The 15,455-nt window shown below is 59.4% G+C and carries 15 protein-coding genes; 1 reads left to right on the top strand and 14 read right to left on the bottom strand.

What is annotated here, in order from left to right:
- Nucleotides 1-137 precede the first annotated feature (137 nt).
- The 6 genes from ACR0AL_RS06350 to ACR0AL_RS06375 form a co-directional block, all read right to left on the bottom strand.
- Nucleotides 138-386, bottom strand: coding sequence for a DUF2484 family protein (locus ACR0AL_RS06350; RefSeq protein ID WP_170348045.1), 249 nt, complete (start codon nt 384-386; stop codon nt 138-140).
- Nucleotides 383-631, bottom strand: coding sequence for a DUF2484 family protein (locus ACR0AL_RS06355; protein ID WP_170348044.1), 249 nt, complete (start codon nt 629-631; stop codon nt 383-385). Before ACR0AL_RS06355 ends, ACR0AL_RS06350 begins: the two co-directional genes overlap by 4 nt.
- Before the next feature lie 75 nt (nt 632-706).
- On the bottom strand, nt 707-2,116 hold the full coding sequence (murC, locus tag ACR0AL_RS06360; RefSeq protein ID WP_170348043.1) for a UDP-N-acetylmuramate--L-alanine ligase: 1,410 nt from the start codon (nt 2,114-2,116) through the stop codon (nt 707-709).
- Nucleotides 2,113-3,210, bottom strand: coding sequence for a UDP-N-acetylglucosamine--N-acetylmuramyl-(pentapeptide) pyrophosphoryl-undecaprenol N-acetylglucosamine transferase (locus ACR0AL_RS06365; protein ID WP_170348042.1), 1,098 nt, complete (start codon nt 3,208-3,210; stop codon nt 2,113-2,115). Before ACR0AL_RS06365 ends, murC begins: the two co-directional genes overlap by 4 nt.
- Nucleotides 3,210-4,373: a putative lipid II flippase FtsW gene (gene ftsW / locus ACR0AL_RS06370; RefSeq protein WP_170395647.1), complete on the bottom strand. Its 1,164-nt coding sequence runs from the start codon at nt 4,371-4,373 to the stop codon at nt 3,210-3,212. Before ftsW ends, ACR0AL_RS06365 begins: the two co-directional genes overlap by 1 nt.
- A 214-nt stretch (nt 4,374-4,587) precedes the next feature.
- Entirely contained in the window at nt 4,588-4,923 is a 336-nt protein-coding gene (locus ACR0AL_RS06375) for a cupin domain-containing protein (RefSeq protein WP_480662361.1), read from the bottom strand.
- Nucleotides 4,924-5,105: 182 nt separating this feature from the next.
- On the opposite strand from ACR0AL_RS06375, the gene ACR0AL_RS06380 reads away from it, so the two are divergent.
- Nucleotides 5,106-6,284: a BaiN/RdsA family NAD(P)/FAD-dependent oxidoreductase gene (locus ACR0AL_RS06380; RefSeq protein ID WP_170360273.1), complete on the top strand. Its 1,179-nt coding sequence runs from the start codon at nt 5,106-5,108 to the stop codon at nt 6,282-6,284.
- Here the strand turns inward: ACR0AL_RS06380 and ACR0AL_RS06385 are convergent.
- The 8 genes from ACR0AL_RS06385 to rsmH form a co-directional block, all read right to left on the bottom strand.
- Nucleotides 6,281-6,655 (bottom strand): glycine zipper family protein, encoded by a 375-nt coding sequence (locus ACR0AL_RS06385; RefSeq protein WP_226688706.1) that lies wholly within the window; start codon nt 6,653-6,655, stop codon nt 6,281-6,283. The two genes, ACR0AL_RS06380 and ACR0AL_RS06385, sit on opposite strands and share 4 nt — an antisense overlap.
- Nucleotides 6,656-6,760: 105 nt before the next feature.
- Nucleotides 6,761-8,161: a UDP-N-acetylmuramoyl-L-alanine--D-glutamate ligase gene (gene murD / locus ACR0AL_RS06390; RefSeq protein ID WP_170348034.1), complete on the bottom strand. Its 1,401-nt coding sequence runs from the start codon at nt 8,159-8,161 to the stop codon at nt 6,761-6,763.
- Nucleotides 8,162-8,311: 150 nt separating this feature from the next.
- Nucleotides 8,312-9,394 (bottom strand): phospho-N-acetylmuramoyl-pentapeptide-transferase, encoded by a 1,083-nt coding sequence (mraY, locus tag ACR0AL_RS06395; protein WP_170348033.1) that lies wholly within the window; start codon nt 9,392-9,394, stop codon nt 8,312-8,314.
- Nucleotides 9,395-9,418: 24 nt separating this feature from the next.
- Nucleotides 9,419-10,813: a UDP-N-acetylmuramoyl-tripeptide--D-alanyl-D-alanine ligase gene (locus ACR0AL_RS06400; RefSeq protein ID WP_480662364.1), complete on the bottom strand. Its 1,395-nt coding sequence runs from the start codon at nt 10,811-10,813 to the stop codon at nt 9,419-9,421.
- Nucleotides 10,810-12,291, bottom strand: a complete 1,482-nt coding sequence (locus ACR0AL_RS06405; protein WP_170348031.1) for a UDP-N-acetylmuramoyl-L-alanyl-D-glutamate--2,6-diaminopimelate ligase — start codon at nt 12,289-12,291, stop codon at nt 10,810-10,812. Before ACR0AL_RS06405 ends, ACR0AL_RS06400 begins: the two co-directional genes overlap by 4 nt.
- Nucleotides 12,292-12,312: 21 nt before the next feature.
- On the bottom strand, nt 12,313-14,100 hold the full coding sequence (locus tag ACR0AL_RS06410) for a peptidoglycan D,D-transpeptidase FtsI family protein (RefSeq protein ID WP_170577360.1): 1,788 nt from the start codon (nt 14,098-14,100) through the stop codon (nt 12,313-12,315).
- Nucleotides 14,097-14,465, bottom strand: a complete 369-nt coding sequence (gene ftsL / locus ACR0AL_RS06415; RefSeq protein ID WP_170577358.1) for a cell division protein FtsL — start codon at nt 14,463-14,465, stop codon at nt 14,097-14,099. The genes ACR0AL_RS06410 and ftsL overlap by 4 nt, the downstream gene beginning before the upstream one ends.
- A complete protein-coding gene (rsmH, locus tag ACR0AL_RS06420) occupies nt 14,462-15,454 on the bottom strand; it encodes a 16S rRNA (cytosine(1402)-N(4))-methyltransferase RsmH (protein ID WP_170349349.1) in 993 nt (330 codons plus the stop codon). Before rsmH ends, ftsL begins: the two co-directional genes overlap by 4 nt.
- Nucleotide 15,455: the final 1 nt, after the last annotated feature.

Consider the following 15,455-nt stretch of genomic DNA (forward strand, 5'->3'; position numbering starts at 1 on the left):
CAAACGAAACAAACAAAAATAATAGAAGATAGATCGGTCCTCTGAACTTCCCTTTAATAATAAGAATGTGTGAGGCTATCCAAATCAAAAACAGGGGCAGAAAGAATGCGAGAGTGTAAAAGACGTATTCGATCATGTCAGTGTCCAACAAGCCGTCGCACCCAACGCCCCAGATAAATCACCGGCCAGCGCAGCACCGACATGCCTGCTGCCATTACAATCAACCCGATCCACGGTCCGTTCTGAAGCGTCACGTATCCCAAAATCGGAATCCCCACCGCAATCAGGATATAGGCGCGGGTCCAGTGATTGTCTTTGCTGGGGATCATCGCCAACACATTCGCAGCAATTCCCCAAAGCGCGGCAAGGGCGATGGACAAGTTCATTTCTGAACCTCCGCACCGGTCCAACGGCGCCAGTAAAACCGGATGGGATTGCGGAACAGGGATACAAAGGCAGCGCTAGCCAACAGCCCAAACACCCAGCCATAGTCATGGCCCAGCCAGACAATCAGAGCAGGCGCAGAGATGAATAACACAACTCCAGGCGGGAACTGCAGACGCATCGGCAACATGGCCACAATCGTCGAGGCCACGACCCACAAGGCTGCAAACATTACCGAATATGCCATATGCCCCTCCGAGGACATCCCGTCTGCGATTGCGACGTCACACTTTATAGTTGCAATGGGCGAGAGTCCATTGCCTCAGACCACCTGTTTTTGCTGCAATCGAGCGGGCAATCCGTTGGCCCAGGCACTGATCGTACCAGCCCCCAGGCAGACGACCATATCTCCGGGACGCGCCTGTTCGCGAACCAGACGTTCAAGATCGCCTTCGTCCAGCAATGCGCGGGCGTGTCGATGGCCGTGGCGGATCAGGCCCTGCACAAGATCATCGCGGGATGCACCCTTGATCGGGTCCTCTCCGGCGGCAAATATGTCAGCGATGGCAACGACATCGGCGTCGTTGAAACACGTGCAGAAATCATCAAACAGGTTGGACAGGCGGGAATACCGGTGCGGCTGATGCACGGCGATGACCCGTCCCTCAGTGGCCTGACGGGCAGCTTTCAGCACAGCAGCAATTTCCACAGGGTGATGGCCGTAATCGTCAATGATGGTGACCCCATCAACCTCACCCACCTTGGTAAAGCGGCGGTTCACGCCACCGAAATTGGCCAGCGCATCACGAATTTCCGAGGTCTTCATGCCCAGGTGCCGGGCCACTGCCGCCGCAGACAAGGCATTCGAGACATTGTGATCACCGGGCATCGGCAAGGTACAGCCTTCGATCACCGTGTCTTCGTATTGCAGGTGGATGTCGAAATGCGCGATGCCGCCTTTGTAAGTCAGGTTAACTGCACGTACATCGGCCTGCGCATTGAAGCCATAGGTCCGCACGCGCCGGTCAGTGATGCGGCCAACCAGCGTCTGCACCTCGGCATGATCGGTGCAGCACACGGCCAGACCGTAGAAAGGCAAGTTCGACACGAACTCGTAGAAACCGTCGCGCAATTTGTCGAAGTCGCCCCAGTGTTCCATATGCTCGGGGTCGATATTGGTAACAATGGCAATGGTCGCAGGTAGACGGTTGAACGAGCCGTCGGATTCGTCGGCCTCGACCACCATCCATTCGCCCTGTCCCATCCGCGCGTTGGAGCCATAGGCGTGGATGATCCCACCATTGATCACCGTCGGGTCGAAATCACCGGCCACCATCAACTCGGCCATCATGGTGGTGGTGGTTGTTTTGCCGTGGGTTCCGGCAATCGCGATGTTGGACTTCAGGCGCATCAATTCGGCCAGCATGTCAGCCCGGCGTACAACCGGCAGTCCGCGCGCGCGGGCACCGTCCAATTCCGGGTTGCCCGGTTTGATCGCGGTCGACACCACTACTACGGCGGCGTTTTCCAGGTTCTCGGCGCGTTGGCCGACAAAAATCTCGCCCCCCAAGCTGGCCAGACGGTCAGTGATTTTCGAGGCCTTCAGGTCCGACCCCTGCACCCGGTAGCCAAGGTTCAGCAGCACCTCGGCAATGCCCGACATCCCGATCCCGCCGATCCCTACGAAATGGATCGGCCCTACATCTTGCGGCAGTTTGGTTGCAGGATTCATGCGGTCTCCTTCTGCGCCAGTTGCTCGACAAGGGCCGTCAGACGCTCGGTTGCGTCCGGAGCTCCGGTCGAAAGGGCGGCATGGGCCATTTTTTGCGCGGCTTCAGGGTTAGTCAGAACTGCGGTGATTTGCTCGGTCAGCGAGGAAACGTCAAGGGCGTTTTCAGGAATCATGATCGCCCCACCCGCCTGTACCAGCCCGCGCGCATTGGCGGTCTGGTGGTCGCCAGCGGCAGCCGCAAACGGGATCAGGATCGAGGGTCGCCCGATGACCGAAATATCGGCAACGCTTGACGCCCCCGAGCGCGAGATAACCAACTGTGCATCCGACATGCGGCGGGGAACGTCGTGAAAAAACGGTTTGACCTCGGCACGGATTCCATGGTCGGCGTAGAACGCCGTGACCCGTTCGCCATCTTCGTCACGTGCCTGATGGGCAACGCGGATTTGGCCGCGCAGCAATTCGGGCAAAGCTGCAATCGCGCCGGGCACCACATCGCTGAGGATGCGCGCGCCCTGCGATCCCCCCATCACCAGGATCGACATCGGGTAATCTCCGGGCGGAATGTAACCCGCCGCCGCGCGTTCAAGAACGGCGGCCCGAACCGGATTGCCAGTATGGATGCCCTTTGCCCCCTCGGGCAGATCCGTGGGCCAAATACCGCAAGCTACCTGAGACACGCGGGTCGCAAACAACTGGTTTACCCGTCCCAGAATACCGTTCTGTTCATGGATCATGCGCGGGATTTTCAACATCGTCGCCGCGCCGAGCGCCGGGATCGAGGGGTAACCGCCAAATCCCACAACCACATCCGGCCGGTCGCGCATCATCTGCAATGACATGCTGGTCACGCCACCCGCAATCTTGGGTCCGACCAGCGCCTTTGCGGCCAAACCACCACGCGCGAAAGTGGCCGAGGACGCCTCGACAATTTCGGTCGAGTGCGGGAAGCCACTGGTATACCGTGCGCCGCGCGTATCGGTAGACAGGCGCACGCGCCAACCTTTTTGCAGCATCGCCTCAGCCAGCGCTTGTGCCGGGAACATGTGCCCCCCGGTGCCGCCAGCTGCAATCAGAAGGTAGGGTTTGTTCATTAACCTCGTCCGCGCAGTATATCGCCAAGCTCGCCCTGTGGGCGGGTGCGGGTGAAGGCCAACAACATGCCAACCGCGATGCCGCCCGCAATCAGGGATGAACCACCATAACTGACAAACGGCAGCGTCATGCCTTTGGCGGGCAACAGCCGCACCGCAACGCCCATATTGATCATCGCCTGCACACCGAACATGCAGGCCAGACCGGTGCCTGCCAGACGGATGAACATGTCCCGCTCGCGCATCAACCGCAGCAGCGAGCGTACAACGATGATCGAATAGAGCGCGATGATGATCAGCACCAGGATCAGGCCGTATTCCTCAGCCGCGACAGCGATGATAAAATCGGTATGCGCATCGGGCAGCGACCATTTCACCTGCCCCTCGCCCACGCCAACACCGAACAATCCACCTTCGCGAATGGCGTTGGTAGCATAGCCCAGCTGCGTGGTCGGATCGACCTCTTGGTTCAGGAACCCGTCGATGCGGCGGGCAAAGTGTTCCGAGTTCGAATAGGCCAGCATACCGCCCAGCACGACCGCCCCGGCCATACCCAGCAGAAGCAGCATAGGTGCCCCTGCCACAAAATACATCACGCCCCAGCCAAACAGGATCAGACAGGCTTGACCGAAATCAGGTTGCAACACCAGCATTCCAACGATGGCCATGCACAGCGCAAAGGACCACAACCGCCCCGGAGGACCGTTGATTTCCTGCGACGCGGCCAGCAACCATGCGGCCACGACAATAAAGCCGGGCTTTAGAAACTCGGATGGCTGCATCGAGGCAAAGCCCAGCGAATACCAACGGACCGCCCCCTTGCCGAAATCGGTGCCAAAGATCGGCAGAAACGCCAGCGCCACAAACGACGCAAGAAAGCCCAGCACTGCCAGACGCCGCACCAGTGTCGGGGACATCATCGAGGTCAGCAGCATCGCAACCAGAGCCAGCCCGCCAAAGATCGCCTGCCGTTCGACATAGTGGAACGGGTCAAACCCGTTGCGCCCGGCCAACGGCGGCGACGAGGCCAGCCCCAGCAACAGCCCAATGACAAACAGGATCAGCACACAGGACATGGTCCAGCGATCAATCGTCCGCCACCACTTTGGTAGAATCGGTTCTCCGCGCTGGTCCTGGACCGCGCCATACACCATCTCAGTCATGAGATACCGCCACTTACTGCCTCGTTCACGCCCCGTTTTCGGGATCTGATTGAGAGTCTACAGACATTTTTGCGTTTGGGCTAGCGGAATGAGCGGGTATGCGGAAAACGGCCCGTCAGTGGCGGTGACCTTAGCAATTGGACAAACGGCCCCAATCCCATCGCGGTGTCAAAGGGGCTGAATAATGCCCGCGCAGGACAGCGCAGAATTTACGTCACTCTTTGATTGGATACCGATCCGGCTCTTCAAACACGTCGATCACACGGGTCCCGGCCTTGATCTGCCCACCGTGTTCCACCCCGGCCGGAATCGAATAGCTGTCACCGGGACGGTAGGTTTTGGTAACTCCTCCGATAGTCAGCTCGACCTCACCTTCGATGACCGTTCCCCATTGGGCCCCATGTGAATGCAATGGAAGCTCCATATCCTGAAGAAACGTAAAAAACGCCGCGAGGCCGGCGTCAGATCTTATGACCGCCGTCTGCACGACATCCTCGGGGAAAGGCACGTCCAATTTGGGAAATGCAGTAATAAAGGCTGGAAATCGCATCGATTTATCCTTTTTTGAAAACGCGCGTCAAAAGGGCAGCATGTCAGCGCGTTGGGCAGCTTGCAATCTGTATTTCTACTGACCAAAACGCCTCACGATGCAATGACCCATGAAGTCTTTTGCAGTGCGCCGAAACCGCGCTGGCTCTTGCCTTCCTTCCAATTCCACGCCATGCGCAGCCCATGACATATGACACGATCATCCTCGGTGCCGGTGCAGCCGGTATGATGTGCGCGATCCATTGCGGTGGGCGCGTTCTGGTGATCGATCATGCCAAAGCGGCCGGAGAGAAAATTCGCATCTCAGGTGGCGGGCGTTGCAATTTCACCAACATGTACGCCGGGCCGGGCAACTTCCTGTCGCAAAACCCGCATTTCTGCAAGTCGGCCTTGGCGCGATATACGCAGTGGGATTTCGTTGACCTGGTCGGGCGCCACGGCATCGCGTGGCATGAAAAAACCCTTGGCCAATTGTTCTGCGACGGGTCCTCGAAACAGATCATTCAGATGCTGTTGACCGAGATGGAGCGCGCCGGGGCCGATCTGTGGGTGCGTACCGAGTTGAAAGATGTGCGCAAGACCGAGGCCGGTTTCGCGCTGGAGGTCGACCGCGAAGGGCAGCGCCTCAGCCTGACTTGCACCAATCTGGTTCTGGCAACGGGCGGTAAGTCGATCCCCAAGATGGGTGCAACCGGCTTGGCCTATGATATCGCCCGCCAGTTCGGTCTGCGGATCACCGACACACGCGCAGCATTGGTGCCGTTCACCTTCTCGGACGGGAAATTCAAGGACCTTTCCGGCGTGTCCTTGCCCGCACGCCTGTCAAACGAGCGCACCAGCTTTGACGAGGCGCTGCTGTTCACCCATCGCGGCCTCAGCGGGCCATCGGTGCTGCAATTGTCTTCTTATTGGCGCGAGGGTGAGGCGATCCGGGTCAACCTGATACCCGATCTTCCCCTTTTCGACCTGCTGCGCGATCAGCGGCAAAGCGGAGGCCGCAAGGCCCTGACCACCGAACTTGCCCGCCACTTGCCAACACGGCTGGTGGAGTACCTAAGCCAGCATATTCCGATGCAGGGCAACCTGGCCGACCAATCCGACGCGGCACTGACCGATTTAATTACGGCCCTGTCCAATTGGCCACTGACCCCTTCGGGCACCGAAGGTTATCGCACCGCCGAGGTCACCCTGGGCGGGATCGACACTGATGATCTGTCGTCAAAAACGATGGAGGCCAGGGATGTCCCCGGCCTCTATGCGATTGGCGAAGCGGTGGATGTCACCGGTTGGCTGGGCGGTTACAATTTCCAATGGGCGTGGTCCTCGGGCCACGCTGCTGGAGTTGCAATCGCAACCCGTTAGCCGACGACGTTATAGCCACGTCCGCGCATACAGTTGCGCACGATGACTTCTTTATTCTGGTTCTTGTTGATCACGTCCGCACCGGCACCGACCAGAGCGCCAGCGACCGCTGCACGACCCAGATTGTCGCTGCTGTCCTGAACGATCCCCGTGACCGCGGCAGCACCGGCCGCGCCAATTGCGGCGTTCCCGGCGGTCGTGCCATCAACACTGGCCTGAGATGCCGCCAATTGCTGGCATTGCTGCAGATCCACGTTGTAGTTCGGGCCAATCGGACCATCGACAATCGGCTGATAATTGGCACCAACATTCGTGCAGGCTCCGACCACCAGAATGGTAGGAAGAATCAAAGAAAACTTACGGTATGGCATAGTCATTACCTCGTGTTGAATTTGCCCGGAGCCAAACGTAATTGTCACGGCGCGTCAAGCTGATAGCACTGTAGCTTGGCCCAACTGGCGGTCTATTGCAAATGACTATCCCGCCAACCGCTGCCGAACCTGTTCAGCGAAGTCCTCTCCGCGCTGTTCAAAATTGTCATACTGATCGAAACTTGCCGCTGCAGGGGCCAGCAGCACCGTCTCTCCCGGTTGCGCATCTGACATGGCCTGCGCCACGGCTTCCGCCATTGTGGTGCAGACCTGCGCCTCGGCTTCAAGTTGAAGCGCGAAATTGGCAGCTTCGCGCCCGATCACATAAGCCTTGAGCACCTGATCCGCCGCGCCGTTCAACGCTGAAAGACCACCCTCTTTTTCCAGTCCCCCACAAATCCACCGGATCTTTTTAAACGCGCTCAACGCCTTCAGCGCGCTGTCTACATTGGTGGCCTTGGAATCGTTCACATAGGTCACGCCGTCCACTTCGGCGATAATCTGGCTGCGATGCGGCAAGCCGGGATAGCTGTGCAGCGCATCCTCAATTACGCGCGGCGCCAGCCCCAACGCGCGGCAGGCAGCATAGGCGGCACAAGCGTTCTGATGGTTATGAACGCCGGGCAGGCCCTTGATCTGACGCAAGTCGATTGACCCAGCCTGCCGCCCCTTGCGGTACTCCGACAAGAACCCCTTGCGTGCAAAGACCTGCCACCCCGGCCCGGTCAGTTTGCGCGCCACCGAGACACGGATGACCCGGTCGTCAGTCGGCCCTTCGGACAGCTGGCCCGCCAGAAACGCGCCTTCGTTTTCATCCACACCGATCACTGCGCGATCCGGTCCGCCCTCGGCAAATAACCGGCGTTTGGCTGCGAAATAGCCCCCCATCCCGCCATGCCGATCCAGATGATCAGGCGAGAGGTTGGTGAACACCGCCACATCCGGCGTCAATGCGCGGGCCAGATCGGTCTGATAGCTGGACAACTCCAACACAACCACCGACCCGTCTCCACCCGGATCAATATCCAGCACCCCGCGCCCAATATTCCCTGCCAGCTGTGCCTCGCGCCCGGCTTCGGTCAGGACGTGATGAATCAATGCTGCAGTGGTTGACTTCCCGTTTGACCCGGTCACCGCAATAACGCGAGGCGGGGTGTCATAGTTGTTCCATTCCGACCCGGCAAAGGATCGGAAGAACAGCCCAATATCGTTGTCCACCGGCACTCCGGCGTCCAGCGCAGCAGCCACAATCGGGTTCGGTTCGGGATAGAGATGCGGAATTCCCGGCGACACGATCAGCGACGCGATGTCGTCAAACGCCCCGTGGCGGTGCAAATCGGCGCAAGTGAAACCTTCTGCCTCGGCTGTTTCGCGAGCGGCGGGATTGTCATCCCAACAGACAGGCTCAGCCTTACCTGCCCGCAATGCACGGGCCGTGGCCAGACCCGATCGGCCAAGCCCCAGAACCGCAACCTTTTGCCCTGAAAACCCTTTGACCGGGATCATGCCGCCCACCTTCTTCTGACGTCCAATTGGCCGTCACACTGCACAGAAGAAAACTCTATTGGCAAGGGCAACAAAAGGCTCGCGCGTCAGCGCGAGCCGGGCTCAACAGGTGGCAGGTGGACCGCAGGTCCGCCGAACCTGGCGGGAGCGTTACCGGACTTTCAAAGTCGCCAGACCAATCATCGCCAGGATCAGCGAGATGATCCAGAACCGGATCACAATGGTCGGCTCGGCCCACCCCTTTTTCTCATAGTGGTGATGGATTGGTGCCATCAGAAACACGCGGCGACCGGTGCGTTTGAAGTACAAAACCTGAATAATCACACTCAGCGCTTCCACAACGAAAAGCCCACCGACAACGGCCAGTACCAGCTCGTGCTTAGTGGCCACCGCAATCGCGCCAAGCGCGCCGCCCAAAGCCAGCGATCCGGTATCGCCCATGAATACGGCCGCAGGCGGAGCGTTATACCACAGAAACCCAAGCCCCGCGCCAAACAGTGCCGAGGTAAAGATGAAAATCTCCCCCGTACCCGGCACATAATGCACGTCCAGATATTCGGTAAAGTCGACCCGCCCGACCGCATAAGCAATTACACCCAAGGTCGAGGCTGCAATCATCGCAGGCATGATTGCCAAGCCATCCAAGCCATCAGTCAGGTTCACAGCGTTGGCCGCCCCCACAATCACAACAATTGCAAAGGGGATGTAAAAAACTCCCAAATTGACCAGCGTATCCTTGAAGACCGGCACGGCCAGCTGGTTCTGCAGCGCCTCGGGATGATGCAGGGTGGCCCAAAGCGAAGCCAGAACCGCGATGATCACCCCCAGCGCCATTCTCATCTTTCCAGACACACCCTTAGTGTTCTGCTTGGACACCTTGGCATAGTCATCTGCAAAACCGATTGCCGCATAAGCCAGCGTCACAAACAACACCATCCAGACATAAGGATTGTCCCACCGCGCCCAGACCAGCGTTGAGGTCACCAGCGCACCAACGATCAGCAACCCGCCCATGGTTGGCGTGCCAGCCTTGGAAAAATGCCCCTCAGGACCGTCGTCTCGGATTGGCTGACCTTTACCCTGTTTCCTGCGCAATACGTTGATCAGCGGCTTGCCGAAGATAAAGCCAAAGATCAACGCGGTCAGAAAGGCTCCGCCCGCACGGAAGGTGATATAGCGGAAGAGGTTAAAGAAATCCCCCCCATCCGACAGGGCGGTCAACCAATAGAGCATGTCAAAACCTTTCTCATGCGGAGGTCATGGGTCAAGCGCGCTCCCTTGCCCCATTTTCCGCAAACCGTCAACAATCTGAGCCAGCGCCATGCTCAGCGACCCTTTGGCCAGAACCGTATCGCCTGCCCGGATCAAATCCGGCAGATGCGCGGCCATTTCGGTGCTTGTTTCACTCCACAACCCGCGCTTGCCCTCGGGCAGCGCTGCATGCAGAGCCTTCATCAACGGACCGATACAGTGAACCTGATCGACCTGCGCCATTGCCGCGACATCCGCCATTCCGGAATGCATGGCGATTTCCTGCGTGCCCAACTCTTTCATATCACCCAAAAAAGCGACCCGGCGTGTGCCCTCGGCCGCAGCCAGCACATCCAACGCTGCCTCCATCGAAGTAGGATTGGCATTATAACTGTCATCCAACAACTCAATCTGCCCGCCCGCCGCCAGCGGCAGCACCTCGCGCACGCCCCGCCCTTTGACCGGAGACCATTGGCGCAGACCTGCGATGGCTTCATCAAGATCAACACCCATTTCAACACAGGCCGCCAATGCACCCAACGCATTCATGGCAAAATGCGTTCCAGCCGATTGCACGTCATAGGTGATGGTGGCATCCCCAACCGCAGCTTCCGCACGCACCGAGTCGCCTCCTTGCGAGACATCATTCAATGCGTAATCTGCAGCCTTACGGCCAAAACCAACGATACCGGCCCCGTAGTCCTGCGCGATCTGACGCAAAATTTCTGCGTGTTCGATATCTGCATTTACGATGGCCACTCCGCCGGGCTCGAGCCCTTCGAAGATCGCGGCTTTTTCCTGAGCGATACCCGCAACCGAATCGAACGCCTCAAGATGGACCGCCGCAACTGTCGTCACCAACGCCACATGCGGGCGTGCCTGACGCGCCAACGGGGCAATCTCTCCGGGGTGGTTCATGCCGATCTCGATCACGGCGAATTCAATGTCGCGCGGCATTCGAGCCAGCGTCAGAGGAACGCCCCAATGGTTGTTATAGCTGGCCACGCTGGCGTGGGTTTTTCCCTGCTTTTCCAATATGGTCACCAGCATTTCCTTGGTCGAGGTCTTTCCGACGCTGCCGGTAACACCCACGACGCGCGCGTCAGTTCGGGCGCGGCCTGCTTGCCCCAATGCCTCTAACCCGGTCTGAACATCATCGACTATCAACAGCGGGGCGTCTTTCGGAACACCTTCGGGAATGCGCGACACCAATGCAGCACCCGCACCTTTTTCCAACGCCTGCGCCACAAAATCATGCCCGTCACGCTCGGCTTTGAGAGCAACGAACAAGTCGCCCGGCTGAATGGTCCTGGTGTCGATCGATACGCCATTTACCATCCAATCGGTCGTGGCGCGCCCTCCGGTGGCCTCGGCCGCCTCGGCTGCTGTCCAAAGCGTCATGCCACCCTCCCGTCCAGCGCGGCCACACTGATACTGGCCTGTTCCACATCATCAAACGGCAACACCTGATCACCGACGATTTGCCCAGTCTCATGGCCTTTTCCGGCGATCAACAGCGCGTCACCGGGTTGCAGAGCGTCAATGCCGCGCAGGATGGCTTCGGCCCTATCGCCCACTTCGGTGGCCTCCGGCGCACCCAGCAGAACAGCGGCGCGGATCGTGGCCGGGTCCTCGCTGCGTGGGTTGTCGTCGGTGACAAAGACAAGATCCGCATGATCGGCGGCTGCCTTACCCATCAGCGGGCGCTTGGTGGCATCCCGATCCCCACCCGCGCCGACAATGGCGATCAAGCGACCCATGACATGCGGCCGCATCGCCTTGAGCGCCGTTGCCACCGCGTCCGGCGTATGGGCGTAATCGACAAATACCGCCGCGCCGTTGTCACGGGTCGCAGCCAGCTGCATTCGGCCCCGAACGGTTGTCAGGTGCGGCAAGGTTTCGAACACACGCTCGGGCTCTTCCCCGGCAGCGATAACCAACCCGCAGGCCAGCAGGATATTCTCGGCCTGAAACCCTCCGATCAGGTTCAGACGGGTTTGGAGTACCTTCCCTTGCCACGAGAACCGCAAATCCTGCCCCGTCGCGTCAAAGCGCTGACCGATCAGACACAGATCGGCATCGCCCAGCCCGACAGTCAATACACTTTGACCCCGCGCTTCGGCAATTTTGCGAACCTCGACACCTTTTGGGTCGCTCATGTTGATTACCACGGTGCCGTCCTGTGGCAACACACGATCGAACAATCCCGCCTTGGCGGCGAAATAGGCCTCGAAGGTTTCGTGATAGTCCAGGTGATCCTGCGTGAAATTCGAAAAGCCCGCAGCGGCCAGATGCACGCCATCCAGACGGCGTTGTTCGAGCCCGTGCGAAGACGCCTCCATCGCGGCATGGGTCACGCCGTTTTCCGCAGCTTCGGCCAAACAGCGGTGCAAGGTAATCGGCTCGGGCGTGGTATGCGCCAGCGGTGCGGTCCACGCACCCTCAACCCCTGTTGTTCCAAGATTGACGGCGGCCAGTCCAAGCTCCATCCAAATCTGGCGTACAAATGTGGCCACGGACGTTTTTCCGTTTGTCCCAGTGACAGCCACGATGTGCTGCGGCTGGGCCCCAAACCAAAGCGCGGCACATCCGGCCAGCGCTTGACGGGGGTCTTCAACCACGATCAAAGCAGCGTCCGATGCGGCCAGTTCCTCCGCCGCTATTTCAGCGCCTTCGGCATCTGTCAGGATCGCAGCGGCCCCCATACGCAGGGCGAATTGTATGAACTCTCCACCATGTACGCGGGTGCCGGGAAGCGCAGCGAACAGATAGCCATCCTTCACCTCACGGCTGTCAACGGCCAGTCCGGTAATGTCGGGATTCGCCCCGCCCCGCGCAGTCAGGGCCAGTTGGCTAAGTGTTTTCGTCCTTGTGCCCATGACCCACCTCTGCTGGACAGCCTAATTTGAGGTCAGGGTTATAGCAGCGCGCGCCTCAGGCTCAAGCCGGGGACGCAACCCAAGTAGCGGGGCAATCCGTCCGATCAGCTCGGCAGCCACGGGAACTGCCGTCCAACCCGCCGTCCGCCGCTTTTCGCCGTAGGCCACGATGGACGGTTCATCCAGAGTGACGATCAACACATATTTCGGATCATAGGCCGGGAAGATCGTCGCGAACGTCGCGATTACCTTTTCATCATAATACCCACCGCGCGGCTTGGGCTTATCCGCCGTGCCGGTCTTACCCGCCACGTCATAGCCTGCAACATCGCCAAAGCTGGCAGTGCCATCTGTCACCACACGGCGCAGCATGTTCTGCGCCTGTTTCGCGGCGCTTTCGGACATGACTCGCGGCCCGTATTGAGCACCATTTTTGCGCAGAATGGTCGGGCTGACATAATGCCCGCCATTGGCTATCGCTGCATATCCGGCTGCGAGATGCATCGGGCTGGTCGATAGGCCATGACCGTAAGAAATGGTCACCGTACTCAGCTCGCCCCATTTCTTGGGCTTGAGCGGTTCACCGCCTGCGGCCTCGACAATTTCAAAGGGGGTGGGTTCGAACATGCCCAGCGCCTCAAGGAAATCCTGCTGACGACGCGACCCGATCTGCAAGGCCAATCGGCCCGTGCCACGGTTCGAGCTGTGGACGATCACATCCGCAACGCTGATCTTACCATAGTTCTTGCCGTTGAACTCACCAATCGGGAAACGCCCGATCCGCATCGGACCAGAGGTGTCGATGATTGTCTCAGAATTCACTAACCCCAACTGAACAGCCTGCGCGGCAGTAAAGATTTTGAATACCGAGCCCAGCTCATAAACGCCCTGCACATAGCGATTGAACAATGGGCTGTCCGACGGATCAAATCCCGAGGTTGGCGGGCGCGGACGGTCGTTCGGATCGAAGGACGGCAGCGACGCGGCCGAGATGACCTCGCCCGTGTGTACGTTCATCAGCACCGCCGAGGCCCCTTTGGCGTTCATGATCTTCATGCCGCCATACAAAACCTGCTCAACCGCTGCTTGAATGGTCAGGTCCAGCGAAAGTTGCAGCGGTTTGTTGCCGTTGGCCGGGTCACGCAGATAATCGTCGAATTGCTTCTCGACCCCCGCCACGCCGATAACTTCGGCGGCGCTGACGCCTTCGCGGCCAAAGCCCGAACCACCCAGAATATGCGCGGCCAGACGCCCATTCGGATACAACCGCATCTCGCGCGGGCCAAATAAGATGCCGGGATCGCCGATATCATGCACCGCCTGCTTCTGTTCCGGTGAGATACGTTTCTTGATCCACAGGAACTTACGATTACCGGTGAAATCTTTGACCAGACGCTCTTTTTCCAGATCAGGGAAGATCGCCACCAGCTGATCTGCAGCGGCGACTGGGTCGATCATTGCAGGCGGCTGGGCATAGACAGAATAGGTGTCCAGATTTGTCGCCAGAATGCGCCCCTCGCGATCCACGATATTGGCGCGCTGCATCGCAATCGCAGCACCGGGGGCGCTTGCCAGCGGCTCTTGTGCCTCGGACGTCGCAAGCATGCCCATTCGGACCCCGACCACCGAGAAAGCGCAGAAGAAGAACAGGCCCAGCACCAGCAAACGCCCTTCGGCGCGGGCGCGGGCGCGATCTTTCATGTCTTCGTGACGCTGACGGATGTTTTCCCGCTCGATCGCCTTTGGGTTTTCGCCGCGGGCGCGAGCGTCAAGAACACGGGCCAGGGGGCGCAGAGGGGTACGGGTCATGGGATCTGCACCTCGCCCAGCGCCTGAGTACTGGTGATGGCCTGCAACTCGACCGGGTCGACGATAGGCAGGTCCGGGTCCTCGGCGTAAGAAATCTGATCAGCGCGTCCGAATTGTTCGGCGCGCAGCGGCAACAGGCCCAGACGTTCAAAGTTTAGGTCGGCCAATTCGCGCAGCCGGTCGGGACGGTTCAGGTAAGCCCATTCGGCGTTCAAAACGGCCAGCCGCACCTGCGCCATGCCAATCTCGCGCTGTAGATTCTGTGTTTCCTTCACCACTTGCTGGGTGCGGTAGTTCTCTTGATACGCCCAAAGCGCCAGTCCGAACACGGCCAGAGCAGTCAACACATACAAAACACTCTTCATTTTGCCCTTCCCCCCAGTTGCGGCATCCCAATGGCGCGGGCATCAATTTCCCCAGCCGGAGCCTCAGTCCGTACCGCCACACGCAGCTTGGCCGAGCGCGCACGCGGATTTTCCTGCAATTCCTGTTCATCCGGACCCACAGCTTTGCGGGTCTTAAGCGTGAACTGCGGCAGTTCTTGTTCCATTTCAGGTGCATAGCGATTGGCACGCCCGGTCTTGCCTGCGCGGGACTGAAAGAACCTTTTGACCATCCGATCCTCGATGGAATGGAAAGTCACAACAGCCAGTTGCCCGCCTGGCTTCAACGCGCGTTCGGCAGCCATAAGCCCCTGAAACAGCTCTTCATATTCCGCGTTCACTGCAATCCGCAGCCCCTGAAAGCTGCGCGTTGCCGGGTGCGACTGCCCCGGTTTGGGGCGCGGCAAGCAAGATTCGATGATCTGAACCAGACGCAGGGTCGTCGTAATCGGCTCATCCGCCCGCGCTTTCACAATCGCCTTAGCGATCCGTCGGCTGGCGCGTTCTTCACCATAGTGGAACAGAATATCGGCCAGTTGGGCCTCGGTCGCCGTGTTCACCAGATCGGCGGCGCTCTCACCCTCCTGGCTCATTCGCATGTCCAGCGGGCCGTCCTTCATGAAGGAAAAGCCACGCTCGGCCTGATCCAACTGCATGGATGAGACGCCGAGGTCCAGCACCACGCCATCCAGATCTTGCGCGTATTCATCCATGCGGGAAAACACCCCGGGCTGCATAACCAACCGGTCGCCATAGCCACCCGCCCAGTCTGCCGCCATCGCAAAGGCCAACGGATCACGGTCCACGCCAATGACTTTGTCAGCCCCGGCCTCCAGTAGGCCACGTGTATAACCACCCGCCCCAAACGTCCCATCCAGCCAAGCACCGGACACCGGCGCCACAGCGGCCAGCAATGGGCGCAGCAGAACAGGGATATGAGGTTTGTCGGAAGGGGTGTCAGCGCCGGCCATG

Source organism: Ruegeria sp. BB1, from assembly GCF_056539465.1.

What these genes read in the sequence shown, in the direction of transcription:
- ftsW (WP_170395647.1), bottom strand. Translation starts at nt 4,373, where the DNA reads ATGACTGAGATGGTGTATGGCGCGGTCCAGGACCAGCGCGGAGAACCG.
- murD (WP_170348034.1), bottom strand. Translation starts at nt 8,161, where the DNA reads ATGATCCCGGTCAAAGGGTTTTCAGGGCAAAAGGTTGCGGTTCTGGGG.
- ACR0AL_RS06380 (WP_170360273.1), top strand. Translation starts at nt 5,106, where the DNA reads ATGACATATGACACGATCATCCTCGGTGCCGGTGCAGCCGGTATGATG.
- ftsL (WP_170577358.1), bottom strand. Translation starts at nt 14,465, where the DNA reads ATGAAGAGTGTTTTGTATGTGTTGACTGCTCTGGCCGTGTTCGGACTG.
- ACR0AL_RS06410 (WP_170577360.1), bottom strand. Translation starts at nt 14,100, where the DNA reads ATGACCCGTACCCCTCTGCGCCCCCTGGCCCGTGTTCTTGACGCTCGC.
- murC (WP_170348043.1), bottom strand. Translation starts at nt 2,116, where the DNA reads ATGAATCCTGCAACCAAACTGCCGCAAGATGTAGGGCCGATCCATTTC.
- rsmH (WP_170349349.1), bottom strand. Translation starts at nt 15,454, where the DNA reads ATGGCCGGCGCTGACACCCCTTCCGACAAACCTCATATCCCTGTTCTG.
- ACR0AL_RS06350 (WP_170348045.1), bottom strand. Translation starts at nt 386, where the DNA reads ATGAACTTGTCCATCGCCCTTGCCGCGCTTTGGGGAATTGCTGCGAAT.
- mraY (WP_170348033.1), bottom strand. Translation starts at nt 9,394, where the DNA reads ATGCTCTATTGGTTGACCGCCCTGTCGGATGGGGGGGATTTCTTTAAC.
- ACR0AL_RS06365 (WP_170348042.1), bottom strand. Translation starts at nt 3,210, where the DNA reads ATGAACAAACCCTACCTTCTGATTGCAGCTGGCGGCACCGGGGGGCAC.
- ACR0AL_RS06355 (WP_170348044.1), bottom strand. Translation starts at nt 631, where the DNA reads ATGGCATATTCGGTAATGTTTGCAGCCTTGTGGGTCGTGGCCTCGACG.
- ACR0AL_RS06400 (WP_480662364.1), bottom strand. Translation starts at nt 10,813, where the DNA reads ATGACGCTTTGGACAGCAGCCGAGGCGGCCGAGGCCACCGGAGGGCGC.
- ACR0AL_RS06405 (WP_170348031.1), bottom strand. Translation starts at nt 12,291, where the DNA reads ATGGGCACAAGGACGAAAACACTTAGCCAACTGGCCCTGACTGCGCGG.
- ACR0AL_RS06375 (WP_480662361.1), bottom strand. Translation starts at nt 4,923, where the DNA reads ATGCGATTTCCAGCCTTTATTACTGCATTTCCCAAATTGGACGTGCCT.
- ACR0AL_RS06385 (WP_226688706.1), bottom strand. Translation starts at nt 6,655, where the DNA reads ATGCCATACCGTAAGTTTTCTTTGATTCTTCCTACCATTCTGGTGGTC.